Below are 23,814 nucleotides of genomic sequence, written 5' to 3' on the forward strand. Positions count from 1 at the left end.
CGAATAATCGTTTCATGAATGCCTTTCTGTTTTGAAACAACTTCGCATGAATGATGTTGTTCAACAACTAATTTTACACATTCAAGCTTTAATGCAAAATTATACTTGACTTTTCTTTCCATAAAAACACCCCCAAATAGTGTCTAACTTTTTGGGGGCAGTGCACTGAGAGACAGGGCTTTTTTATTTTAAGAAACTTTCATTTGGTCAAACTGCTTTTGCTTATTGATTTCGTCCTGTAATTGACGGCTTACTTTTTGTTCGCGTTCAATTGCTCTTCTCTTGTACTCCTGGTATTCATCCTCCAGTTCCGATAAAATACTTTTGGAATGTTGTGTAATCGCATTCGCTTTTTTGAATCGGATGGAAAAAAAGACAAAAGACAGTAGAGATCCTAAAAAAATAATAGTGAAAATCGTGGCAAAAACATGTTGATTAAACCGAATGCCCAGAAAAGTAACGGTAGGACCAACGTTTGTATACGCTGAAAGAGAGGCATTGCTTTCTTTCAGTTTCGCCTGTAACTGTACTATTTCCGCTTTTTGCTGATTGACAGTATTTCTGGAATCAAACAGTTGGCTCTGAACAGTGGCATAGGAACTGGCCATGTTTTCTTTTAGACTGACAAGCCATTTGGTTTTAACTATTTTCAGATCCCTATAATTTTCTGATTTGTCGAGAATATAGTCGAACTGACTTCTGATAGTGTTTTGGTTAAACGAAGCTTCCTGTGCGAAAGAAGCAACAGCAAACAGCAGAAACAGGGCTGTCTGCAATCTTCGAATTGCATTGATTTTCATTTGTAACGATTTGAGAGTTAAACATAGTAGGTTGATAATGAAACGCTAAGCTAATGAATTTATTGTATAATCAAAATTTATGTTTTTTCCTATTAATTTGCAGTTATTGTTTAAGTTTGAAAGAAAATTGTATATTTATCTTTCAAATTATTTCTAAATGAAAATAAATCAGTTACAAATTGAAATTGACGGCATCGATAAAGAAATTTTACGTTATCTGATGGAAGATGCTCGAAAACCGATTCTTCAAATTGCAAATAAGATCGGAATCTCAGGCGCAGCAATACATCAACGATTGCGAAAGCTGGAAGATGCCAAGGTAATTTCGGGGTCAAAATTTATTGTTAACAACAAAGTTTTAGGATACAGCACCATGGCTTTTGTAGGAATTTATTTAGATAAAGCAGCGGGGAATCCGGAAGCAGTTCGGGAATTGAAAAAAATTCCAGAAGTTTTAGAATGTCATTACACCACAGGAAACTGGTCAATTCTGATAAAAATCATTTGTCGTGACAATGAACACCTGATGAACTTGCTGAATACTAAAATTCAGGTCATTGAAGGTGTTTCGAGAACAGAAACCTTTATTTCATTAGACCAGCAGATCGAAAGACAGATACAATTATAACAAATCTCATGACAAAATACTTCTCAAAAAAGGAAACTTTACTGCTATTGTATTACACTTTTGCTTTCACAATGGTTTATTTTATTGGAGACATCATACCTGGAAGCAGTAGCGTACATGGGCCCGGTTTAGATTTTTTCCTCTTTGTACTGCTAATTCCAATTTCAGTACTCTATTTTATTATTCAGGCGTACAAATACTTCAATACGGACGAATCATACTTAAAATGCCTTTGGATCCATATTTTTATATGGGTAATTACCGTTCTTTATTTAAGATTCGATGTATTCGGATGAATATAGGGTTAAAAAAAATCCGCCTCTTTCGAAACGGATTCATTATTTTTAAGTTGTAAACTTACCTTCGGTTCATATAAATCGAAACATAATACAATAGTGTCGCGATGGACCCCAAAGCAGCCACTACATACGTTCTTGCCGCCCATTTAAGTGCATCTTTGGCCCCAGCCTGTTCCGCCTGATTCAGCATATGCTTATTTTCCAGCCAAGCCAAAGCACGATTACTTGCATCATATTCTACCGGAAGTGTAATAATAGAAAATAGCGTAGTTGCCGCAAAAATCACGATTCCTACCAGCAATAGGCCCGGAAATACTCTTATGGTAAGGATACCTGCTAACAAAATCCATTGCATGTAGGTAGATGCCACATTAACAACCGGCACCAATTTAGAACGCATATTCAACCATTCGTAACCAACTGCATGCTGTACCGCGTGACCACATTCATGTGCTGCCACTGCTGCTGCTGCATTCCGTTGGTTGTATACGGCTTCGCTTAAATTGACCGTTTTATTTACTGGATTGTAATGATCTGTTAATTGTCCTGGTGTTGAAATTACCTGAACGTCACGAATGCCGTTATCGGCCAACATTTTTTCGGCGATTTCCCTTCCGGACATTCCGTTTTGCAATTGCAATTTGGAATAATGTTCAAATTTGCTTTTTAGTCTTGAACTCACTAACCAGCTTGCCAGCATAATTGCCCCAGCCAGCACCAAATAACTCATTCCCATATTCTTTGTTTTAAAATTTGACAGTTTAAAGTTATAAAATATCCATCAATTTATGCGCCATTTTTTAAAAATGACAGATTGGCATTTTTTCCGCCATCCTTGCATTGCTTCTCATTATAAAAAGACAATACCCCTTCTTTTTAATCTATTGCTTAAAACATGTTTTCTTCTTTGTCTGGATTCCCGAAACGTCGGGACAAACTGACGAATCCTAGCTTAATGACATTATAATCGGTCTGCCTCCATCGGACATCTCACAAGACTTTCCAGACAAGTTACTGAAAACCATAAACATTCCCCTTTGTTTAAACAAGTATTATTTTGTATAAAAAGAGCTTTTTTCTTACAATTTTTTTTTATTATTGAACAATAAAACCTATCTTCACACAAACTCTAAATTTCACCGTGAAAGATGAAAATATTTTTTGCTGTAAGTTCATTTAATGGATTGTGTCAGAGAGCCTTTGCAGAGCTTAAGCTTTTAGGTCATGAAATCCATATTCATCAACTTATCAATGAGGAATCCATTATTGCAGCGGTTCAAAATTTTCAGCCGCAGCTCATCATTGCGCCCTTTCTTAAAAAGGCTATCCCGGAAGTCCTCTGGAAAAATCATATTTGTTTAATTGTCCATCCTGGCATTAGAGGCGACCGAGGCGCGTATTCGCTGGATTGGGCCATTATGAACAATGAAAAGGAATGGGGAGTAACATTATTGCAAGCCAACGAAGAAATGGATGGAGGCGATATTTGGGCGTACCGTTCATTTAAAATCAGGAACTTATCAACAATTACAAAAAGTAATATTTATCGTCATGAGGTTACTCAGGCAGCCATTGAATGTATACTTGAAGCAGTTAAAAAATTCGAAACTAAAAATTTCAAGCCAACCCCTCTGGATTATAGCAATGTTGAAATCAAAGGAAAACTTCACGATGTCATCAAACAAGAAGACAGAGCATTTGATTGGAATGATGATTCTGAAAACATAATAAGAAAAATAAAAGCCGCCGATAGCAGTCCCGGCGTCCTGACTATAATTGAAAACGAAGCGTATTATGTGTATGGCGCTCATCTGGAGGAAGTACATAAAGGTCACACACCCGGAAAGATTATTGCTCAGCGTCACAATGCCATTTGTATAGCTACTGGCGATGGCGCCGTCTGGCTCACGCATCTAAAGCCTAAAAATGCTTCGTATAAAATTGAAGCAGCAATGGCGCTTAGCCCTTTTTTACTTGACAATGTTCCGGTCTCTGCTCCTTTAACCCTTAATAATGATAATGATGGAAAAGCTACTTTCAGGGAAATAAGCTATACAGAGAAAAATAAGGTTGGCTATCTGCATTTTGATTTCTATAATGGAGCCATGAGCACCCATCAATGTTATCGATTACTGGATGCTTTTAATGAGGCCGTAAACAGATCAACAACAAAAGTGCTTGTTTTAATGGGCGGAAACAACATTTGGTCAAATGGCATTCATCTAAATACAATTGAACATGCTGAAAGTCCTGCAAATGAATCCTGGAAAAATATAAATGCTATTAATGATTTTGTAAAGGAAGTGATTAATGCCACCTCAAAAGTCATTATTTCCGCAATGCAAGGCAATGCGGGAGCTGGAGGCGTTATTATGGCTTTGGCTGCGGATAAAGTCTTCGCAAGAAAGGGCATCATCTTGAATCCTCACTATAAAAAAATGGGTGGATTATACGGTTCGGAGTATTGGACATATCTTCTGCCTCAAAGAATAGGAAAAGCAAAAGCAACACAACTTATGGATGAATGCATGCCGATTTCTACCCAGGAAGCGATAGCCATCGGATTAATTGACAATTATTTTGGTGAAGATGGGGCTGATTTTTGTGAAAGAATAAGACAAGAGGCAGAAAAAATCGCGCTTTCCTCTGATTATGATTATCAAAAAATACTGGCCGCTAAAAAGCACAAAAGAAAGATTGATGAAGATATAAAACCATTGCATTTTTATCGTCAAGAGGAATTGGCTAAGATGTTTGAGAACTTCTATGGAGAGGATAGGGCCTATCACTTTGCGCGTTATTTCTTTGTTCATAAAGTAAGCAGCATGGAGCTTGTCCCTGAAGAGTTAGTGAAAAAATATACTTACCCAAAAGAGCCTAAGGAAGTTATTAAAGCTTCCTAATGGATTTATATAACAATCTCTGCGAAGCAAATAAGATTTAATAATCCTGCTTGTGAACGCAATCTAAATTATTTTATTTTCATAATCAAGAGCGTATTCACGAGCGGGAAAGCACTAAATAACAAATCTCAAATGACAATTGCTGTAATTTGAGATTTGAAACTTATTTGGAATTTGCCTTTTGTTTTTTGGAATTTATTTTTATCCCACTAAATTGATAATCTTTCCAGGCACGATAATCACTTTTTTAGGTGCGTTGCCATTCAATTGTGTAATGGTTCTTTCGTCTTTCATCACGATTTCCTCAATTTGCGCCGGAGTCAGGTTTAATGGAAGATTAATCGTAAAACGTGTTTTTCCGTTGAACGAAACCGGGTATTCCTTATCGCTTTCCACTAAATGCTGCGCATCGAAAACAGGGAAAGGTACTTTTGAAATGGATTCTCCGTGACCCAATTGCTGCCATAATTCTTCAGCGATATGAGGGGCGTACGGCGAAAGAATAATAGCCAATGGTTCCAGAATCGCTCTTTCGTGGCAGTTTTGTGCAGAAAGCTCATTAACACAAATCATGAACTGAGAAACAGAGGTATTAAAAGAAAAATTCTCGATATCCTCTGCTACTTTTTTAATGGTTTTGTGTACTGTTTTCAAGCTGTCTTTTGACGGTTCGTTGTTCGTCACAATCAAACCATTATCATCAAAATACAAACGCCATAATTTTTTAAGAAATCCGAAAACTCCGGTAATTCCGGCCGTATTCCAAGGTTTGGCTTGTTCTAATGGCCCGAGAAACATTTCATACAAACGCAGGGTATCGGCACCGTATTCGTTACAGATATCGTCTGGGTTGACAACGTTGTACCATCTTTTAGACATTTTTTCTACCTCACGTCCAACAACGTATTTGCCATTCTCTAAAATAAATTCTGCTTCTTTAAACTCGGGAATCCAGTTTTTTAATTTATCTAAATCTATTTCATCTGAAGCGTTGACAAAATTCACATCAACCCTAATTTCTTCGACCTCATATTCTGATTTAAGATTTTTAGAAACATATTTTTTAGTTCCCGAAACTCTATACACAATGGCACTCATCCCCAAAATCATTCCCTGATTAATCAGTTTTTTAAACGGCTCTTCCGTTGGCGCATAGCCTCTGTCTTTCAGGAATTTGTTCCAAAAACGAGAATATAATAAATGGCCTGTCGCGTGCTCGCTTCCTCCAATGTATAAATCGACATTTTCCCAGTATTTTAAGGCATCGGCTGAAGCAAATTCGGTGGTGTTGTGTGCATCCATATAACGCATCCAATACCAGGAACTACCCGCCCAGCCCGGCATCGTATTCAATTCCAAAGAAAACACCGTCACATTATCGATGAGATCGTTGCTGACCACATTGTTTTTTCCGGTATCCCAAGCCCAATTCGTGGCGTTGCCTAAAGGCGGCTGCCCATCTTCGGTTGGCAAATATTTCTCTACCTCAGGAAGAACGATTGGCAAATGTTTCGCCTCAATCATTTGCGGCATGCCGTTTACGTAATATACCGGAAACGGTTCGCCCCAATACCTTTGTCGGGAGAAAACTGCATCGCGCAAACGGTAATTCGTTTTGCCTTTCCCTTGTCTGATGGCTTCCAGTTCGGTAATGATTTTTTTAGTCGCTTCTTTGTAATTCAAACCATTCAGAAAATCGGAATTGGCTATAATAGTCGTGTTTTTATCGTCAAAAGCTTTTTCAGAAATATCAACCCCTTCAAATATATTTTTGATGTCCTGCATGCCTTTTTGCCCTTTGAAAAAATTAGCAAAGGCATAATCTCTTTCATCACCGCAAGGCACCGCCATTACAGCACCCGTCCCGTATCCTGCTAAAACGTAATCACCAATCCAAACCGGAATAGGTTCTTTGGTAAACGGATGTTCGGCATACGCACCGGTGAATACTCCTGAAATCGTTTTAACATCTGCCATACGCTCTCTTTCCGAACGTTTAGCGGTGGCTTCGATGTAATTCTCTACTGCTTGTTTTTGTTCCGAAGTAGTGATTTTAGCCACCAAATCGTGTTCCGGCGCCAACGTCATAAAGGTTACTCCGAAAATCGTATCAGGACGTGTGGTGAAAACTTCGATGGTTTCGTTATGCTCTTTCAGGTTGAAAGTCACAGAAGCTCCAACCGATTTTCCGATCCAATTGCGTTGCGATTCTTTAATACTTTCGCTCCAGTCGATAGTTTCCAGACCCTGAAGCAAACGTTCCGCATAAGCAGAAATTCGCATGCTCCACTGTGTCATCTTTTTACGGATTACCGGATGACCTCCTCGTTCTGAAACACCATTTACGATTTCATCATTTGCTAAAACAGTTCCTAAAGCAGGACACCAGTTGACTTCGGTTTCGGCCAAATAAGTCAAACGGTATTGCAAAAGTATTTTCTGTTGTTGTTCTGAAGTAAAGGAATTCCATTCCGATGCTGAAAAAGGAACAATGTTATCATCGCAGACCGCGTTGACATTGGCATTTCCTTCCGTAGCGAAAATAGAAACCAAAGAAGTAATATCTTCTGCTTTATCAGATGTTTTATTGTACCAGGAATTGAACAATTGGATAAAAATCCACTGTGTATGTTTGTAATAATCGGCGTTTGAAGTACGTACTTCGCGATTCCAATCGAATGAAAAACCTATTTTGTCCAATTGCTCGCGGTAACGGGCAATATTTTCTTTTGTCGTTTTTTCGGGATGCTGTCCAGTTTGAATCGCATATTGTTCCGCTGGCAAACCGAAAGAATCGTATCCTTGCGGATGCAGGACATTAAAACCCTGATGTCTTTTGTAACGCGCTACAATATCGGAAGCAATGTATCCCAATGGATGCCCCACATGTAAACCGGCTCCTGAAGGATACGGAAACATATCCAAAACATAGTATTTGGGTTTTGTTGCATTGTCTTCGGCTGCAAAAGTTTGGTTCTCTGCCCAATATTTTCGCCAGTTTTTTTCGATTTCGTTTGGATTGTACTTCATTATCTTAATGGTTCAAAATTGCAAAGTGACAAAGCTACAAGACTTTATCACAATAAATAATAAGCGGCAAATTTACATTTATTATAAGAAACAGGAAACTTTGGACGTTATTAACTTTAAATAAAGAAATTCTTTGTTATTTTTACCCAATAATTTTGTTCCTATGAGTTCTTCTTTTGATAAGTTTCAAAAACGCAGACTAATTACGTCTTATTTTTCGGTGGTGGTGAGTGTATTTCTGGTATTATTTTTACTGGGGATATTGGGTCTTTTTATTGTAAATTCCAAAAAATTGGCTGACGATTTTAAAGAGGGAATTGCGATGACGGTTTTCTTTAAAAACGAAGCCCAGGACTCGACAATGACCAAGTTTGCCGAAGAACTGAAAATGGCAAAATATGCTAAAAGCTATAAATACGTTTCCAAAGAAGAAGCAGCCAAAACACATAGTGCTGATATTGGAGAAGATTTTATGCAGTTTTTAGGCACCAACCCTCTTTTTAATTCTTACGACATCCACTTAAGAGCAAATTATGTGGTAGCGGACAGTGTGGCAAAAATTGAAAGAAAATTACGCGAAAACCCAATGATTGTTGACGTGGGTTACGATAAAAAAATGGTCAGCCTGGTTAACGACAACATTAAAGAAGTCAGCTTCTGGATTCTGGTTATTAGCGGATTCCTTGCTGTGATCGCCGTATTGCTAATCAACAGCTCGATGCGTTTGTCTATTTATGCCAACCGTTTTATCATTAAAACGATGCAAATGGTGGGAGCTACCAAAGCCTTTATCAGAAAACCTTTTATCTGGAGAAGTGTGAGACTAGGCATGATTGGAGCCGGATTAGCTGTGATTTCTTTATTGGGCGTGTTATTTTATGTGGATTCTTCCTATCCTACTTTAGGGATTTTAAATGATAAACTTACTATTACGGCTATTTTAGCAGGTGTTTTTGGCGCAGGGGTCTTGATTACCTGGTTAAGTACCTATTTTGCTACACAACGCTTTTTAAATTTAAGAACAGACGATCTTTACTAATTTCCCCAACATCCTGGGTAACAAAAAAACATACAAATGGAAAATAAAGACCAACAAGGATTTCTTTTTGAAGCAGTAAATTATAAAATCCTTTTGATAGGTATTGCTGTCATTGCTGTCGGGTTTATCCTGATGTCAGGCGGCGGAAGCGATAATCCTAACGTTTTTAACGACGAGATTTTTAATTTCAGAAGAATTCGATTAGCTCCTACTGTGGTTTTGATTGGTTTCGGAGTTACGATTTATTCCATTTTGAAAAATCCTAAAAAATAATACATGGATATTCTTCAAGCTATTATCATTGCGATAATTGAAGGTTTAACCGAATATTTACCTGTTTCTTCAACAGGTCACATGATTTTCGCCAGCTCTTATTTTGGAATCCAAAACGATGATTTTGTTAAATTATTTCAGGTTTCCATTCAATTTGGAGCTATTTTGGCTGTGGTTTTTTTGTATTGGAAGAAGTTTTTCAATTTCACCAAAATCAGCTTTTTCATCAAATTGGCCTGTGCAGTAATTCCTGCTTTGATTTTAGGAAAATTGTTTGACGACAAAATTGAAGCTGTTCTTGGAAACCCTATCCCAATTGCGATTGTTTTAATTCTTGGTGGCATCGTGTTGTTGTTTATTGATCGGTTTTTTCAAAATCCAACGATTGTAAAAGAAGAAGATATCACTCTAAAGAAAGCAGTGACAATAGGTTTTTGGCAATGCCTGGCCATGATGCCGGGAACCAGCCGCTCAGCAGCTTCTATCATTGGCGGCATGCAACAGGGATTGTCCAGACAGGCGGCGGCAGAGTTCTCCTTCTTTTTGGCAGTACCAACAATGCTTGCGGTAACGTGCTATTCTGTGTTTTTAAAAACCTACGAAGCTTCACAACTGAAAGGCTATGAACTGATTTTGAAATCGAATGAAAACATCAAAATGTTCTTTATTGGGAATGTTGTTGCTTTTATTGTTGCAGTTTTAGCTATAAAATTTTTCATCGGAATCATCAAACAATACGGTTTCAGACCTTGGGGATGGTATCGGATTATTGTAGGTTCTTTTCTGCTGATTTACTTCATTTACTTAAAATAAATACTTTGCTTACTCCTGAAGATTACTTAAACGGACAAATTTTACTCATTGATAAACCCTTAAAATGGAGTTCGTTTCAAGCAGTAAACAAATTGAAATACGCACTGATAAACAAACTCGGTCTTCCTAAAAAATTTAAAATCGGCCATGCGGGGACTTTAGATCCTTTGGCTACCGGTTTATTGATTGTGTGTACAGGGAAATTTACTAAGATTATTTCCGAAATTCAAGGACAAGCTAAGGAATATACCGGAACGATTAATGTAGGTTCTACTACACCTTCTTACGATCTGGAAACTGAAATCGATGCTGTTTTCCCAACCGAGCATATTACCCCGGAATTGATTCATGAAACTGTTGGGCAATTTTTGGGTGAGATAGACCAGAAACCGCCTGTATTTTCTGCTATTAAAAAAGACGGAAAACGTTTGTACGAACACGCGCGTGCTGGTGAAGAAGTAGAAATAGCTTCAAGAAAAACAACTATTTACGAATTTGAAATCACCCGAATCGAACTGCCTGAGATTGATTTTAGGGTTGTTTGCAGCAAAGGGACTTACATTCGTTCTTTAGCATTTGATTTTGGTTTAGCGTTGAGTTCCGGAGCACATTTAACCGCATTGCGTCGAACTAAGATTGGGGAATACGATGTTAAGAATACTATAGATGCTGCTTTGTTTGAGGACTCAATTGCTCCAAATGCTGCATCAAAGTAATCAATTCTTTTTGCGTGCTTAATCCTTTATCATGCAAATACCATAATTGCAATTCGGTTTTAGCGGTTTCATCCACTACTCCATATTGCTGTTTGTAGCTCTTAATGAGATTTGTGGCTCCTTCAGGTCTTGGTCCCCAGGTTCCTTTTATTTGCATTGTTTCTTTTTCGATCACTATTAATTTTGGGATAGATCTGCTACCGTTGGTTAAAAACAGGTTCATCAGGGCTTCGTTTTCGTCACGGAACAAGATCTTAAGCTTAATCTTATGAGTTGCATTGGCTAATTTATTAAAAACGGGCAGTAATTGCGCTGCATCTCCACACCAGCCTTCGGCTAAAACCAGCCAATAATAATTATTATGAAGTGCATTTAATGCCTGTTCATTTGATTTACCAACATGAATTGTCTTATCAAGCCGATTCATTCTCGTTTCATTCAGCTTGCTGTATTTTAATAACTCCTCTGATTGCTCATTCCCTGAGGATTTTCCGTGTATAAGCAATTTGGTTACTTTTTTCCTGTATTCTGTATAGGTAATGCTTTCTAAAAAACTACCGGTTATAGTTGTAGTCGTTTTCATCTCACTCATATTAAAACACAAAATTACATTTTAATCTATGTTCTTTTTAAAATTCTTACTTAAATTTGACTGCAAATCAATACTCAAAAAAATGAAAATCAGATGTGCCTGGTGCGAAAAAGACGACTTATACCGGAAATACCATGATGAGGAATGGGGCGTTCCCGTATACGAAGACCAGAAGATTTTCGAGTTCCTGACTTTAGAGACTTTCCAGGCAGGATTGAGCTGGTATACTGTTTTAGCCAAAAGAGAAAATTTCAAAAATGCTTTTGATCAGTTCGATTACCATAAAATCGCTCAATATTCCGAAGGAAAAATGGAAGAATTGAAGCAAAACGAAGGAATTATCCGCAATGGATTAAAAATTAAAGCTGCGGTCACCAACGCGATTGCTTTTTTAGAAGTCCAAAAGGAATTTGGCACCTTCTCTAAATACATTTGGGGATTTGTTGACGGAAAACCGATTGACAACAACCCAAAAAACCTTAAAGAGGTACAGGCAACAACTGGTATTTCAGATGCTTTAAGCAAAGATTTGAAAAAGCGCGGGTTCAAATTCGTAGGTTCAACCGTAGTGTATGCCCACATGCAGGCTACCGGAATGATAAACGACCATATTCAGGATTGCTGGACGAGACAATAAATCCTTTTACTATCTTTACAGCAAACCTCATTAAAAATGAATTCAACCTCTTCACCAACAACCCAAAAGAAAATAATCCTTGCTATTGTAATTGTGACATGCTTTTTTGTAGCCTATTTTGCCGTCCAGTATTTTTCTTCAAAGCCTTCTTTTGATAAGTATCTGGTTGAGGGTGCCAATCAAATCAATAAATCGTGCCCGATGACTATAGATGAATATACCCGTCTGGATAATGTCGTTGCGCTTCCCAATAAAACCCTTCAGTATAATTTCACTTTAGTGGATCTTTATAAAGCAGATGTCAATTTGGATACTGTAAAAAAATATGTCTTTCCAAAAGTATTGGAAAACATACAAACCAATCCGGAAATGAAAAACATGCGGGACAACAAAACAACTTTCAATTATTTTTATAGAGACAAAACCAAAAAGTTCGTTTGCAAATACATCGTTACCCCTGAAATGTATCAATAATTATCCTTTCAGCATTCGTAAAAAATCCTCCCGAGGGATTTCTCTACAGCCCAAACTATCCAGGTGATCGTTGTATATCTGACAATCTAAAAGTTTGTAATTATTGGTTTTCAAATGGTTCACCAAGGCAATAAAAGCCATTTTGGAAGCATTGCTTACTTTGGAAAACATACTTTCCCCACAAAAAATCGGATTCATATCGACGCCATATAATCCGCCGACCAATACATTGTCCTGCCAAACTTCAACTGATACGGCTTTGCCCAATTCGTGAAGTTTACAATACGTTTCAATCATTTCGTCAGAAATCCAGGTTCCGTATTGTCCTTCTCGCTTTACGGTTTGGCAATTGAGCATCACTTCCCTAAAAACAGTATTGAAGGTTACTTTAAAAACACCTTTATTAATCACATTCCGCATGCTGTGAGAAACTTTGAATTCCTCGGGAAACAGTACCATCCGTTCCACAGGTGACCACCACAAAATTGGGTCACCATCTTCAAACCATGGAAAAATACCGTTTTCATAAGCCAATACTATTCTTTCTACAGACAAATCACCGCCAACAGCTAACAGCCCTTCGGGTGAGGACTCGTGTACTGGAGGAAAAACTAATTCATCGGTTAAAAAATACATCGATTCGGAAATTTGTGTAGCTGGAAATAGTAAATTAATTGTAATAAAAAAGTCAGAAATAAAGATTACTTCTGACTTTTATTTTTTGTTTTTACCTTTTTAGAAAGGCAAATCGTCGTGTTCTTCTTCTTTAAAATTTGTTGCCGGTTCGAAAGCTTCTGCCGCCGGCATTGCTGGAGAAGGTGCTGCAGATTGCGCTTGCACTCTCTCTATTCTCCATCCTTGGATAGAATTGAAATATTTAGTTTCTCCCTGAGGATTCACCCATTCGCGACCTCTTAAATTAATAGAAACTTTCACTTGCTCTCCTGCTTGGTAGCTGTTCAAATCATCTACTTTAGCCTGAGTGAATTCAATCATAATGTGTTGTGGATATTGCTCATCTGTAGTGATCACCACTTCTCTTTTCTTGAATGATGCACTAACGTCCTGTGTAGGGTTAACCACCTTAATTCTTCCTGTAACTTCCATCTTCTTTTTATTTAGCCAACAATACTTTCCATGCCGAAAGTACGTCTTGATTATTTAAATATTCTTTTGCTTTCAAATGTACCTTTTGCTCGTCATCTGAACTCAAAACGCCTTTTACAGCAAAATTTTCCTGGACAAATATAGCAATTTCTTCGTCACTTGGCAATGCTTCAATATTTCCCAGCATGCCTAAATCATTTCCGTCAAAAACATCGCTTTTCTTAATGAATTCTGGAATACTGTCTACTCCAATTCCAAGTGTTGTCAGCGGTTTTGGGACTTCAAACAATCCTTGGTTAGCACGTGAATACCAGTTTCCGCCCATTCTCGCAACCAAATCGATTTTGTGCTGATCAATTGTTCCGCTTTCATCCAAAATAGACTCATCAATATGAATCTTAACTACTTCACAAATAATTAAGTTTCCAGCTCCTCCTTCCTGGCCCAATTCAATAATCTCGTTTACTTTACATTCAAACTGAACTGGAGATTCGGCCACACGGTACGGTTTTACCACGTGGGAAGGAATTGGTGTCAATCCTGCTTTAACAAACTCATTTACTCCTTCAGCATATTCGGTACTTGACAAAGAAGCCTGCTGTACAATTGCATAATTAACCACGTTAATAACCACTTCGTGGGTAATTTTGGCATTTTCAAGCGTGTGCTTTGTTGTATTGCCGCGCACTCTTCTCGCTGGAGAAAAAATCAAGATTGGCGGATTGGCACTAAACACATTAAAAAAACTGAAAGGCGATAAATTGGGTTTTCCGTTTCCATCAATGGTACTTGCAAAAGCAATCGGTCTTGGTCCAATGGCGCCCTGCAAATAAGCCTGCATTTGCGTCGTTGGAATTTCTTTTGGAGAAATGCTTAACATGATTTTTTATTTTGAACAAAAATAAGAAATCCAATGGTTTTTAAATTGAACACCTTGATTAATTTTTTTCCACCGAATCAATCCGTGCCATTTCTTTTGGAAATACCTGTCTTTAAATGCTAATTTCAAGCACAACTCCTTCTTTTTCTTCTATTTAGCTATCCTCTTAAATTTTATTTTGAACAGACAATAAGGAAACCTTATTTTTTGAGTTAGTATGTAAAAGCATCTGATGTCTTTTTAGTATATTTATCCACTCAAGAAAACTTATGCAATTTTCTACCAAAAGAAACATTACCCGATGGGTACTCATGTCGATTTCATTCCTAATCATTGTTGTGATTTTATGGAATACCTATATCTTTTTCCAGATTTTTAAAAACGAGGAGCGGATTAAAATGGAAGTCTGGGCGACTGCCCAAAAATCATTGCATACCGCTGGGGACAATGCCGATGTCGATCTCCCGCTACAGATCATCTCAAACAATACCACCATCCCTATTATTCTGACTGACCAGAACGATACTGTTTTAGGCAGCAACAATATTGATGAGGAAGTTATAAAGGATTCAACCAAATTTAGAAACCTGCTGCAAAGTTTTAAAAAGTCGAACAACAGAATTGAGTTTGAAATTGACAAAGGAAATATCCGCTATTTGTATTATGCGAATTCGCCGCTGCTCAGTAAATTAAAGTACTATCCTATTGCGCTCGTCATGATTATTTTCCTTTTTGGCGCTTTGGTTTACAATTACTACAAATCCACAAAAATGGGTACCCAAAACAAACTTTGGGCAGGAATGGCAAAAGAAACGGCACATCAGATTGGCACACCGCTTTCTTCGCTTATTGGCTGGGTCGAAATCATGAAAGCGGATAATGTCGATGAGACTACTGTTACTGAAATAGAAAAGGATATTCAGCGGCTTCAGCACATTACAGACCGTTTTTCTAAAATTGGTTCCGAACCGAATCTCGAAAGAAGGGACTTAATCACCGAAACACAGGACGCTTACGAATATTTACAGTCCCGTTTTTCCAAACAAGTAGTTTTTTCTTTTAAAGCGCCCAAACATGAAATTCCGGTTTTAATAAACCCGACACTGCATGGCTGGGCTGTTGAAAATCTGATTAAAAATGCCATTGATGCCATGCGTGGAAGAGGAACTATTACCATAACCATTGAGGATGATGGAAGAATTGCTAAAATAAACATCACCGATAACGGTAAAGGAATACCTAAAAACCAATTTAAAACTATCTTTGAACCTGGGTTTACAACCAAAAAAAGAGGTTGGGGACTGGGTCTTTCGTTAACCAAAAGAATTGTGGAAGAATACCACAAAGGGCGAATAAGAGTCTTGCACTCGGAAATTAATAAAGGAACGACCATTCAAATAACTTTCAAAAGATGAATTTAAGTTACTGGGAACTCAAAAATTGGTTTACAGATGTAGATTATACCATTGTAGGAAGCGGAATTGTAGGCCTTCACACAGCTTTGCGCCTACGCGAACGTTTTCCTGAAAGTAAAATCCTAATCCTTGAAAAAGGTATGTTGCCCGAAGGTGCCAGCACTAAAAATGCCGGTTTTGCCTGTTTTGGGAGTTTATCTGAAATTATCGATGATTTAAAATCTCATTCGGAAGAAGATATTATCCAGCTCATACAAAAACGCTGGCAGGGTTTACAGTTACTACGTAAAAATCTAGGAGATCAGTCCATCGATTTCAAACCTTACGGCGGATACGAATTATTTTTGAAAGACGATGAAAGTACCTATAGCGAATGCTTGCAGAAACTACCTTTCATCAACGATATTTTAAAACCCCTGTTCAGAACCGATGTTTTTGAGAAAAATGTAGACCGTTTTGGTTTCAAAAATATTCAGGAATATACTATTTTCAATCCTTTTGAAGCTCAGATTGATACAGGAAATATGATGCAGGCGCTATTGAAAGAAGCCTATGCCAAAGGTATTCTGATTTTAAACAATCAAAATGTAACCGATTTTTCAGATACTCCAAATGGTGTTGCAATTTCAGTAAATAATTATGGCTTTATTTCTAAAAAACTGCTGTTTGCCACAAACGGATTTGCAGGAAAACTGACAAACAATGCTGTAAAACCAGCCAGGGCACAGGTTTTAATTACCGAACCGATACCAAATCTGGACATCCGCGGTACTTTCCATTTGGACAAAGGCTATTATTATTTCAGGAATATTGGCGACAGGATACTTTTTGGAGGAGGCAGGAATTTAGATTTTGAAGGCGAGGCCACCGCTGAATTTGGTGAAACGGAACTCATTCAAAACAAACTGGAAGAACTACTTTCAACAGTAATTTTACCACAACAGGAATATACAATTGCTCACAGATGGAGTGGCATTATGGGATTGGGCTCTCATAAAAAACCTATCGTCGAACAATTATCGGAACATGTTTATTGTGGTGTAAGATTAGGCGGGATGGGTGTGGCAATTGGAAGTTTAGTAGGACAAGAATTAGCAGATTTAATATAATGGCAACTAAGAAAACAACGAAAGCAAAGCCGGCAGCTAAATCGGCACCTAAAAAAGAAAACAAAAGTTTTATAAGCAAACTAAAGCGTTTTGTCCTCAAGGCCATGCTTTGGTTTTTTGGTCTTTCTCTCTTTTTTGTCATTCTTTTCAAATTTGTTCCGGTACCTTTTACTCCGCTGATGGCTGTTCGAGCTTTGGAACACAATTCAGGCGGAAAAGATATGGTTTGCAGTCATAATTGGGTTCCTTTGGAAGATATTTCAATGAATTTGCAAAAAGCAGTTGTAGCCAGTGAAGACGGTTACTTTCTAAAGCACAATGGTTTCGATTTTGGCGCCATGCAAAAAGCATTCAGCAGCAATCAAAAAGGAAAAAAACTCAAAGGAGGAAGCACCATTTCGCAACAAACCGCAAAAAATGTTTTCTTATGGCAAGGAAGAAGTTATCTGCGAAAAGGGCTTGAAGCCTATTTTACAGTACTAATTGAGTTAATTTGGGGCAAAGAACGCATTATGGAAGTGTACCTGAACAGTATCGAAATGGGAGATGGCGTATATGGTGCCGAAGCCGCATCGAAATATTGGTTTCATAAAAGCGCTAAAAACCTAACCAAATATGAAGCAGCTTCAATTGCAGCTATTTTGCCGAATCCCAGAAAGTACAAAGCAACAAACTCTTCTGCCTATGTGGAAAGAAGAAAAAGCAAAACCCTTCGTGTCATGCGTCAGGTAGGGAAATTAGAATATTAAAAAATTAACACACAATTAGTAAATTACTGAGTAATTTAGTAGTCATTCTTAATCAGGAAAATCATGAGACGTTTCATCCAAAAGAAATATATACTTCCCGTTTTAGCCAGCTCATTTTTATTTGTAGGTGTAAGTTTTAAAGAAGATTTTTTTGAAATAGCCAAACAGATAGAGATTTTTACCACCTTGTTCAAAACCGTCAACATGAATTATGTCGACGAAACGAATCCGGCGGAATTAATGGATAAATCAATCAAAAGTATGCTGGCTGATTTAGATCCGTATACCGTGTACTTTAACGAACAGGATGTCGCGAAATTTAAAATAAACAATACTGGAGAATATACCGGTATTGGCGCTATGATCAGCAGAAAAGAAGGAAAACTAATTGTGCGTGAAGCGTACAAAAACTACCCTGCAGACAAAGCCGGACTCAAAGCCGGAGATGAAATCATTCAGATTGGCGATGTGAATCTGGTAGACTTCAAAGAAGATGCCTCTCAGCTTTTAAAAGGAAGTAAAAATGCTAAAATCGATATCAAATTCAAACGTCAGGGTGAATTAAAAACCACACAGCTTGTTTTGGATGAAGTCGATTTGAAAGCCGTTCCCTATTTCGGAAAAATAGATGACAAAACCGGTTATATTGTTTTATCACAATTTAATGCAAAAGCATCCACCGAAACCAAACAGGCTTTGGAAAAACTAAAAGAGCAAGGTGCAACGCAAATCATTTTGGATTTAAGAGGAAATCCAGGCGGATTATTAGGCGAAGCTGTCAATATCTGTAATCTTTTTGTAGCAAATAACGAGATTATAGTAACTACAAAATCTCATATTGCTAAACATAACACTACATACAAAACAACCAAAAACCCTATAGATACTGAAATCCCTTTGGCTATTATTGTAGACGGAAAAAGTGCTTCAGCAAGTGAAATTGTCGCTGGCGCATTACAAGATTTAGACAGAGCAGTGATTATTGGCAGCAGAAGTTTCGGCAAAGGATTAGTACAACGCCCAATTGATTTGTCTTACGGAACACAGCTTAAAGTAACTATTTCGAGATATTATACCCCTTCCGGAAGATGTATTCAAGCTTTGGATTATTCTAAAAAAGATGCTAATGGAAAAGCAATCCGTACAGAATCTAAAAATTACAATGCTTTTAAAACCCGAAAAGGAAGAACTGTTTACGATGGTGGCGGAATCCAACCGGATGTAGAATTAGAAGAAACAAAAACGACCAGTATCATTGATGCATTGGATAAAAACGACGCCATTTTTAATTTCGCAACCAATTATTATTACAAAAACCCAACACTTGGTGAAAAAGTACCTGTATTGGGAGAAGCTGATTTTACTGCATTTAAAGCATTCTTAAAAACACAGAATTTTTCTTTCGACACCAAAACAGAATTGGCATTGAAGGAAACTATGGAACAAGCTAAAAAAGAAAAAATAGATGCTTCAATAAAAGTTCAATACGATAACCTTTTAGCTTCCCTGCAAAAAGCTGAAGAAGTGGAAATGGACAAAAATAAAACCGAAATCCTGAACTTATTACGTGATGAAGTCATCAAGCGTTTTCAATATAAAGAAGGATTATACTTGTTTTATACCAAAAATAATTCGGAAATAAAAAAAGCATCTCAATTGTTATCTAACACAGGCGAATACAACAAAATACTCAAAAAATAATGAGGCATTCTTTGACAGTTTTATTGCTGTTTTTTGTTTTTTCTTTCGCTTCGGCACAAGAAGAGGTGGTCAATTCCATTTACTTTGAATTTGACAAATACCATCTTGATGAAAAACAGGGAAATGCTGTCGTCAATTTCATTAAAACCGTCGATTCCACACGGGTAGAATCCATACAGATTTTTGGCTATTGCGATGACAGAGGAAAAGATGCTTACAATTTCAAACTCTCTAATAACCGCGCCAATACCATTAAAAACAAATTAGTGGGAAGCGGTATTAAAAGTAAAATCATTGTCACCATTGAAGGTAAAGGGCGTGTGCTGATTGACGATGATATTCTTGAGAATCTGCCCGAAGTCCGTTCTAAAAACCGCAGAGTCGATGTAGTGGTCAATATGAAGCCATTGCCTAAAATAGTGATTCCTGGTCTGTATAATGAAATCCAGAAAAAACACGTGATTGGGGACCGGATTTTTTTAGCCGATGTACTTTTTGAAAAAGGCAGCAGTAAAATAAATATTAAGGCAAAAAATGATTTAGAGAAGATGTCCAAAGCACTTCTTAAGTATAAAAATTTACGCTTCGAAATACAAGGACATGTTTGCTGCACGCCGCCATATCAAAAGGAAGCAATAGACCGGGATACTAAAAAAAGACAGCTCTCTACCAATCGTGCACAATCCGTTTACAAGTTTTTTGTTACCAAGAAAATAGACAAAACCCGCATGACTTTTAAAGGATACGGAAACAGCCAGCCTTTAGGAAAAGAGCCCGAATACGACCGAAGAGTAGAATTGGTAATTACAGCGATTTAGCCACGCTTCATTTGAATGTGAGGAATATCATCTTCCAGATAGGTTTCTGAAGTAGCCACGAAACCGTGACTTTCATAAAATTTCTTCAAATACAATTGTGCCGAAATTGTTATTTGACTTTTCCCAAAGTGATCCTGAACCCCTTTAATTGCCTCACGCATCAAATCATGCCCCCATTTGTTTTCGCGGAATTTAGAAGCAACTATTACTCTTCCGATGGAAGCCTGGTCAAAATAATATCCAGCATCAAACAATCGGCAATAAGCTGCCAATTCATTGTTGTGATAAGCTAAAACATGTAATGCTTTTTGATCTTTACCGTCAATATCCTGATAAATACAAATTTGCTCTACAATAAAGACTTCTTCACGTAGTTTTAGTACATCATATACTTCTTGACCTGAAAGTGCTTTAAAAGGCTTTATTTTGAATTCTGGCGACATAATGAAACGTTTAAACAAAAGTAATAAAAAAGGAAATCAAATGATTCCCTTTTTTATTATCCTTTAATTTTTAATTCCATTCCCGGCTGGATGTTTTCATCATTGATGCCGTTCAGCTTTTTGATGTCTGCCACAGTTACGTGGTGCATTTGCGAAATGCTATATAACGAATCTCCTTTTTGAACAATGTAAGATTTTTGTTCTTGGAATTTATTTTTCTTTTTTGAAACATCCGCAACAGCTTCAGTCATTTTTTGAATTTTCAACTTCTGGCCAACTCTAACTTTAGTGCCAGACAAGTTATTCCATTGTTTTAAATCGCTAACTGACACGTTATTGTTGTCTGCAATTAAAGACAGGTTATCACCGTTTTTAACTTTGTAGAAAATAGTTTGGTTGGTACTTTTCTCTTCAGATGAAGCAACCGTTTCATTTTGAACCGTTTCTTCCGGGGCCGTTAATCTTAACTTATCCCCTAATTTGACACTATTCCCTTTTAGGTTGTTCCATTTTTTTAAATCGACAACATACAACTTGTTCTCTTTCGCGATTTTAATCAGATTATCACCGTTTTTAACAACATACTCCGTATTGGTGGTCGTTTTTTCATTGCTTGGCTCAGATTTCTCAACTTTAGCAATTTCAGTGTTAACCGGTTGTTTTTTTACTTTTTGAACTACAGCAATTCTTTCTGAAGTCATTATTTTAAGTTTCTTTCCTGCCTGAACATTATTCCCTCTTAATTTATTCCACTTTTTTAAATCGGAAAGAGCTACATCATATTTTTCAGCAATATCACTTAGATTATCACCGCGTCGCACCGTATGGAATTTCGTTTTGGAAACTCTTTTCATTACAGTATTTGCTTCGGCTAAATCTTCTCCTGAATTGTTAGCAGAAGTAGTATCTCTGCTGATTTTTACTCTGGATTTAGCAGAATATGGTCTTTCTCTTCTGCTTTCTTCGTAATTAATGTAAGCATACATTTTGTCTTCGTTTGAAGTAAAAACAGCTACTTTATCTTTTGGCAAACGTAAAAAATGCGTCTGATTTGTTACATAAGGAACCACTTTCATTTTGTACGAAGGATTCAAAAACTCTAATTGTTCAGGCGAAATATTCAATAAATCCGAAATTTGCTTGAACGACATTGTTTTTTTAATGGCTATCGTATCGGTAGTGAAATGATTTAGAATTGCTTTTTCAGGAACGATTCCGTGCTCTTTATGGTATTCGAAAATATACATATAGGCGTAAAACGCCGGAACATAGCCTTGTGTTTCACGAGGCAAGTTCTTTTTGATGTTCCAATAATTTTGCTGTCCGCCAGAACGACGAATGGCTTTGGCTACATTACCTGCTCCTGAATTATACGAAGCCAGAACTAGTTCCCAATCGCCAAAAATCTTATACATATTCGTCATGTATCTTGCTGCTGCATCAGATGCTTTAAGCACATCACTGCGTTCGTCAACATACGAATTGATATTTAATTTATATTGTTTTCCGGTTTCATACATGAATTGCCATAAACCTGTTGCGCCAACTCTTGAAACCGCTTTAGGATTTAATGCAGATTCGACCAAAGCCAAGTATTTGATTTCCAACGGCACATTGTATTTAGCCATCGCTTCTTCAAACATGGGGAAATAGTATTGGGAAATACCCATTAGCCTTTCCATGGCACGCTTACGGTTTTTCAAAAAGGATTTCACCAGATTTTCTAAACCTACATTGTATTCGATGTTAAAAGGAGATTTTTCGTCCATTAAACGCAATCTTTCTTTGAAAAGATCCGTTGGCAATTCATAATCAACTGTTTTATCAAGATCAATATTTTTGACATCTGCATAAAGCTCGTCAAAAACCTCCTGATTTGTCAATTCTTTTAGCGCCAGGCTGTCAACACAAGAAGTCATTTCATCAACCACATAAGTTGATTTTAATGAATCAAGAAATGATAGCTTTACTGTCGGTTTTACAGTAGCATCTGCTTGAAAGCTATCCTGTGCAAATGACGTAAAAGTAGGTAAAAGTAGGAGTAGGTTTAGGGCAAAAAACTTTTTTATCATATATATTTTTTTTGTAACTGATTAAAATTCAACTAGTTGAAATTTTTTGCAAACATAAAAGGTAATAACGTAAAAAAACAAAAAAAATTGTTAAAATTTTGATTTTTAACTTATTACCGCTGCTATACCAGGTAAAATTCTTCCTTCCAACATCTCCAGCATTGCCCCGCCACCAGTGGAAACATAACTCATTTTTGGTTCGAAACCGAACTGTTTTACAGCAGCGACACTATCACCGCCACCAACAAGTGAAAAAGCACCATTTTGAGTAGCTTCGGCTATAAAGTTACCCAATTCGATAGTTCCGTTAGCAAAATTTGACATCTCAAAAACACCTAATGGACCATTCCAAAGAATAGTCTTAGACTCTAAAATAACTTTCTTAATTAATTCTAACGATTTTGGACCTACATCAAGACCTTGCCAACCGTCAGGAATAGCTTTAACATCGATGATTTGGGTTTCAGCATCGTTAGAAAATGCATTGGCCGCTATAATATCAACCGGCAAGTGAATTTGTACGTTCTTTTCTTTGGCTAAACGCAGAATATCAAGAGCCAATTCCAATTTATCATCTTCACAAATAGAATTTCCGATCGTACCGCCTAATGCTTTTATGAAAGTGAAAGTCATTCCACCACCAATAATCATGTGATCGACTTTATCCAAAATATTCTCAATAACAGTAATTTTTGAAGAAACTTTACTTCCGCCAAGAACCGCTGTGACCGGTTTTTCACTATTCGTAAGAACTTTATTCAAACTTTCGATTTCTTTGGCCAACAAAGCACCAAAACATTTATTCTCAGGGAAAAACTGAGCAATAATTGTAGTCGACGCATGCGCTCTATGAGCTGTTCCAAAGGCATCATTCACATAAATATCTCCTAAACCAGCCAGTTTCTTTGCAAAATCGACGTCACCAGCTTCTTCTTCTTTGTAAAAACGAAGGTTTTCCAACAACAGTACTTGACCTGAAGTAAGGTTTTTGGCAGCATTCTCAGCAATATCACCTATACAATCTGAAGCAAATTGAACCGGAACTCCTAAAACTTCCGAACACTTAGCTACAATATGACGCAATGAAAATTCATCCTGAACACCTTTTGGTCTTCCCAAATGAGACATTAAAATCACATTGCCACCGTCTTTAAGGATTTTGGCAATCGTTGGTTTTGCAGCTTCAATACGAGTAGCGTCAGTTACATTGAACTGATCGTCTAACGGTACGTTAAAATCTACCCTGATTAAAGCGGTTTTGCGGTTGAAATTAAAATCAAATATTGTTTTCATTTTGGCTTATATCTATTATACTG

At 37.2% G+C, this 23,814-nt stretch carries 24 protein-coding genes; 14 read left to right on the forward strand and 10 right to left on the reverse strand.

Annotated features, from left to right (window positions below; translation table 11 throughout):
* Positions 1-188: 188 nt before the first annotated feature.
* Positions 189-800: a tRNA (guanine-N1)-methyltransferase gene (locus ACRDEC_RS05430; RefSeq protein WP_431497315.1), complete on the reverse strand. Its 612-nt coding sequence runs from the start codon at positions 798-800 to the stop codon at positions 189-191.
* 157 nt (positions 801-957) lie between these two features.
* On the opposite strand from ACRDEC_RS05430, the gene ACRDEC_RS05435 reads away from it, so the two are divergent.
* Entirely contained in the window at positions 958-1,428 is a 471-nt protein-coding gene (locus ACRDEC_RS05435) for an Lrp/AsnC family transcriptional regulator (protein ID WP_431497316.1), read from the forward strand.
* An 8-nt stretch (positions 1,429-1,436) separates the two neighbouring features.
* Positions 1,437-1,724 (forward strand): hypothetical protein, encoded by a 288-nt coding sequence (locus tag ACRDEC_RS05440; protein ID WP_431497317.1) that lies wholly within the window; start codon positions 1,437-1,439, stop codon positions 1,722-1,724.
* 61 nt (positions 1,725-1,785) lie between these two features.
* On the opposite strand, the gene ACRDEC_RS05445 is transcribed toward ACRDEC_RS05440, so the two are convergent.
* Entirely contained in the window at positions 1,786-2,463 is a 678-nt protein-coding gene (locus ACRDEC_RS05445) for a zinc metallopeptidase (protein ID WP_431497318.1), read from the reverse strand.
* A gap of 412 nt (positions 2,464-2,875) precedes the next feature.
* Here ACRDEC_RS05445 and ACRDEC_RS05450 point away from each other — a divergent pair, with 412 nt between their 5' ends.
* Positions 2,876-4,630, forward strand: coding sequence for a hydrogenase maturation protein (locus ACRDEC_RS05450; RefSeq protein WP_431497319.1), 1,755 nt, complete (start codon positions 2,876-2,878; stop codon positions 4,628-4,630).
* Positions 4,631-4,831: 201 nt separating this feature from the next.
* Here the strand turns inward: ACRDEC_RS05450 and leuS are convergent, their stop codons facing one another.
* Complete coding sequence (leuS, locus tag ACRDEC_RS05455; RefSeq protein WP_431497320.1) at positions 4,832-7,660, reverse strand: leucine--tRNA ligase; 2,829 nt, start codon at positions 7,658-7,660, stop codon at positions 4,832-4,834.
* Positions 7,661-7,823: 163 nt separating this feature from the next.
* On the opposite strand from leuS, the gene ACRDEC_RS05460 reads away from it, so the two are divergent.
* The 4 genes from ACRDEC_RS05460 to truB are packed head-to-tail and all read left to right on the forward strand — an operon-like array spanning position 7,824 to position 10,501.
* Complete coding sequence (locus ACRDEC_RS05460) at positions 7,824-8,699, forward strand: cell division protein FtsX (protein ID WP_431497321.1); 876 nt, start codon at positions 7,824-7,826, stop codon at positions 8,697-8,699.
* A 36-nt stretch (positions 8,700-8,735) separates the two neighbouring features.
* Positions 8,736-8,972, forward strand: a complete 237-nt coding sequence (locus tag ACRDEC_RS05465) for a DUF3098 domain-containing protein (protein ID WP_431497322.1) — start codon at positions 8,736-8,738, stop codon at positions 8,970-8,972.
* A gap of 3 nt (positions 8,973-8,975) precedes the next feature.
* A complete protein-coding gene (locus ACRDEC_RS05470; protein ID WP_431497323.1) occupies positions 8,976-9,785 on the forward strand; it encodes an undecaprenyl-diphosphate phosphatase in 810 nt (269 codons plus the stop codon).
* A 5-nt stretch (positions 9,786-9,790) separates the two neighbouring features.
* A complete protein-coding gene (gene truB / locus ACRDEC_RS05475; protein ID WP_431497324.1) occupies positions 9,791-10,501 on the forward strand; it encodes a tRNA pseudouridine(55) synthase TruB in 711 nt (236 codons plus the stop codon).
* Here truB and ACRDEC_RS05480 read toward each other — a convergent pair.
* Positions 10,446-11,084 carry a thioredoxin family protein gene (locus tag ACRDEC_RS05480; protein WP_431497325.1) on the reverse strand — a complete coding sequence of 213 codons (639 nt, stop codon included), beginning with the start codon at positions 11,082-11,084 and terminating at the stop codon, positions 10,446-10,448. The genes truB and ACRDEC_RS05480 overlap by 56 nt on opposite strands.
* 91 nt (positions 11,085-11,175) lie before the next feature.
* Between ACRDEC_RS05480 and ACRDEC_RS05485 the strand changes: the two genes are divergently transcribed.
* Positions 11,176-11,730, forward strand: a complete 555-nt coding sequence (locus ACRDEC_RS05485) for a DNA-3-methyladenine glycosylase I (RefSeq protein ID WP_431497326.1) — start codon at positions 11,176-11,178, stop codon at positions 11,728-11,730.
* A gap of 36 nt (positions 11,731-11,766) precedes the next feature.
* Complete coding sequence (locus ACRDEC_RS05490) at positions 11,767-12,204, forward strand: hypothetical protein (protein WP_431497327.1); 438 nt, start codon at positions 11,767-11,769, stop codon at positions 12,202-12,204.
* Here the strand turns inward: ACRDEC_RS05490 and aat are convergent, their stop codons facing one another.
* From aat to ACRDEC_RS05505, 3 genes are all read right to left on the reverse strand, one after another.
* On the reverse strand, positions 12,205-12,840 hold the full coding sequence (gene aat / locus ACRDEC_RS05495; RefSeq protein WP_431497328.1) for a leucyl/phenylalanyl-tRNA--protein transferase: 636 nt from the start codon (positions 12,838-12,840) through the stop codon (positions 12,205-12,207). It abuts the gene before it with no gap.
* 99 nt (positions 12,841-12,939) lie between these two features.
* Positions 12,940-13,311, reverse strand: coding sequence for a DUF3127 domain-containing protein (locus ACRDEC_RS05500; RefSeq protein WP_431497329.1), 372 nt, complete (start codon positions 13,309-13,311; stop codon positions 12,940-12,942).
* 7 nt (positions 13,312-13,318) lie between these two features.
* The gene (locus ACRDEC_RS05505; protein ID WP_431497330.1) at positions 13,319-14,191 is read right to left on the reverse strand and encodes a flavin reductase family protein; all 873 of its coding nucleotides are present in this window, start codon (positions 14,189-14,191) and stop codon (positions 13,319-13,321) included.
* A gap of 269 nt (positions 14,192-14,460) precedes the next feature.
* On the opposite strand from ACRDEC_RS05505, the gene ACRDEC_RS05510 reads away from it, so the two are divergent.
* From ACRDEC_RS05510 to ACRDEC_RS05530, 5 genes are all read left to right on the forward strand, one after another.
* The gene (locus ACRDEC_RS05510) at positions 14,461-15,606 is read left to right on the forward strand and encodes a sensor histidine kinase (protein WP_431497331.1); all 1,146 of its coding nucleotides are present in this window, start codon (positions 14,461-14,463) and stop codon (positions 15,604-15,606) included.
* Positions 15,603-16,715, forward strand: coding sequence for an NAD(P)/FAD-dependent oxidoreductase (locus ACRDEC_RS05515; RefSeq protein WP_431497332.1), 1,113 nt, complete (start codon positions 15,603-15,605; stop codon positions 16,713-16,715). Before ACRDEC_RS05510 ends, ACRDEC_RS05515 begins: the two co-directional genes overlap by 4 nt.
* Positions 16,715-17,464 carry a monofunctional biosynthetic peptidoglycan transglycosylase gene (gene mtgA, locus ACRDEC_RS05520; RefSeq protein WP_431497333.1) on the forward strand — a complete coding sequence of 250 codons (750 nt, stop codon included), beginning with the start codon at positions 16,715-16,717 and terminating at the stop codon, positions 17,462-17,464. Before ACRDEC_RS05515 ends, mtgA begins: the two co-directional genes overlap by 1 nt.
* A gap of 63 nt (positions 17,465-17,527) precedes the next feature.
* A complete protein-coding gene (locus ACRDEC_RS05525; protein WP_431497334.1) occupies positions 17,528-19,165 on the forward strand; it encodes a S41 family peptidase in 1,638 nt (545 codons plus the stop codon).
* Positions 19,165-19,983: an OmpA family protein gene (locus ACRDEC_RS05530; protein ID WP_431497335.1), complete on the forward strand. Its 819-nt coding sequence runs from the start codon at positions 19,165-19,167 to the stop codon at positions 19,981-19,983. Before ACRDEC_RS05525 ends, ACRDEC_RS05530 begins: the two co-directional genes overlap by 1 nt.
* Here the strand turns inward: ACRDEC_RS05530 and ACRDEC_RS05535 are convergent.
* From ACRDEC_RS05535 to ACRDEC_RS05545, 3 genes are all read right to left on the reverse strand, one after another.
* Positions 19,980-20,426, reverse strand: a complete 447-nt coding sequence (locus tag ACRDEC_RS05535) for a GNAT family N-acetyltransferase (protein ID WP_431497336.1) — start codon at positions 20,424-20,426, stop codon at positions 19,980-19,982. The genes ACRDEC_RS05530 and ACRDEC_RS05535 overlap by 4 nt on opposite strands.
* Before the next feature lie 56 nt (positions 20,427-20,482).
* Entirely contained in the window at positions 20,483-22,498 is a 2,016-nt protein-coding gene (locus ACRDEC_RS05540; protein WP_431497337.1) for a LysM peptidoglycan-binding domain-containing protein, read from the reverse strand.
* Between the two features lie 105 nt (positions 22,499-22,603).
* Entirely contained in the window at positions 22,604-23,791 is a 1,188-nt protein-coding gene (locus tag ACRDEC_RS05545; RefSeq protein WP_431497338.1) for a phosphoglycerate kinase, read from the reverse strand.
* Between the last annotated feature and the right edge of the window lie 23 nt (positions 23,792-23,814).

The sequence above is a fragment of the Flavobacterium sp. genome (assembly GCF_050696275.1).
Classification (GTDB): domain Bacteria; phylum Bacteroidota; class Bacteroidia; order Flavobacteriales; family Flavobacteriaceae; genus Flavobacterium.

Excerpts from the sequence above, each read along its gene's own strand:
- ACRDEC_RS05510 (WP_431497331.1), top strand. The coding sequence starts at position 14,461 with ATGCAATTTTCTACCAAAAGAAACATTACCCGATGGGTACTCATGTCG.
- ACRDEC_RS05430 (WP_431497315.1), bottom strand. The coding sequence starts at position 800 with ATGAAAATCAATGCAATTCGAAGATTGCAGACAGCCCTGTTTCTGCTG.
- ACRDEC_RS05470 (WP_431497323.1), top strand. The coding sequence starts at position 8,976 with ATGGATATTCTTCAAGCTATTATCATTGCGATAATTGAAGGTTTAACC.
- ACRDEC_RS05500 (WP_431497329.1), bottom strand. The coding sequence starts at position 13,311 with ATGGAAGTTACAGGAAGAATTAAGGTGGTTAACCCTACACAGGACGTT.
- ACRDEC_RS05460 (WP_431497321.1), top strand. The coding sequence starts at position 7,824 with ATGAGTTCTTCTTTTGATAAGTTTCAAAAACGCAGACTAATTACGTCT.
- ACRDEC_RS05465 (WP_431497322.1), top strand. The coding sequence starts at position 8,736 with ATGGAAAATAAAGACCAACAAGGATTTCTTTTTGAAGCAGTAAATTAT.
- ACRDEC_RS05490 (WP_431497327.1), top strand. The coding sequence starts at position 11,767 with ATGAATTCAACCTCTTCACCAACAACCCAAAAGAAAATAATCCTTGCT.
- ACRDEC_RS05445 (WP_431497318.1), bottom strand. The coding sequence starts at position 2,463 with ATGGGAATGAGTTATTTGGTGCTGGCTGGGGCAATTATGCTGGCAAGC.
- ACRDEC_RS05540 (WP_431497337.1), bottom strand. The coding sequence starts at position 22,498 with ATGATAAAAAAGTTTTTTGCCCTAAACCTACTCCTACTTTTACCTACT.
- ACRDEC_RS05545 (WP_431497338.1), bottom strand. The coding sequence starts at position 23,791 with ATGAAAACAATATTTGATTTTAATTTCAACCGCAAAACCGCTTTAATC.
- ACRDEC_RS05530 (WP_431497335.1), top strand. The coding sequence starts at position 19,165 with ATGAGGCATTCTTTGACAGTTTTATTGCTGTTTTTTGTTTTTTCTTTC.
- mtgA (WP_431497333.1), top strand. The coding sequence starts at position 16,715 with ATGGCAACTAAGAAAACAACGAAAGCAAAGCCGGCAGCTAAATCGGCA.
- ACRDEC_RS05535 (WP_431497336.1), bottom strand. The coding sequence starts at position 20,426 with ATGTCGCCAGAATTCAAAATAAAGCCTTTTAAAGCACTTTCAGGTCAA.
- ACRDEC_RS05505 (WP_431497330.1), bottom strand. The coding sequence starts at position 14,191 with ATGTTAAGCATTTCTCCAAAAGAAATTCCAACGACGCAAATGCAGGCT.
- ACRDEC_RS05480 (WP_431497325.1), bottom strand. The coding sequence starts at position 11,084 with ATGAAAACGACTACAACTATAACCGGTAGTTTTTTAGAAAGCATTACC.
- ACRDEC_RS05515 (WP_431497332.1), top strand. The coding sequence starts at position 15,603 with ATGAATTTAAGTTACTGGGAACTCAAAAATTGGTTTACAGATGTAGAT.
- ACRDEC_RS05450 (WP_431497319.1), top strand. The coding sequence starts at position 2,876 with ATGAAAATATTTTTTGCTGTAAGTTCATTTAATGGATTGTGTCAGAGA.
- leuS (WP_431497320.1), bottom strand. The coding sequence starts at position 7,660 with ATGAAGTACAATCCAAACGAAATCGAAAAAAACTGGCGAAAATATTGG.
- ACRDEC_RS05435 (WP_431497316.1), top strand. The coding sequence starts at position 958 with ATGAAAATAAATCAGTTACAAATTGAAATTGACGGCATCGATAAAGAA.
- ACRDEC_RS05440 (WP_431497317.1), top strand. The coding sequence starts at position 1,437 with ATGACAAAATACTTCTCAAAAAAGGAAACTTTACTGCTATTGTATTAC.
- ACRDEC_RS05525 (WP_431497334.1), top strand. The coding sequence starts at position 17,528 with ATGAGACGTTTCATCCAAAAGAAATATATACTTCCCGTTTTAGCCAGC.
- aat (WP_431497328.1), bottom strand. The coding sequence starts at position 12,840 with ATGTATTTTTTAACCGATGAATTAGTTTTTCCTCCAGTACACGAGTCC.
- ACRDEC_RS05485 (WP_431497326.1), top strand. The coding sequence starts at position 11,176 with ATGAAAATCAGATGTGCCTGGTGCGAAAAAGACGACTTATACCGGAAA.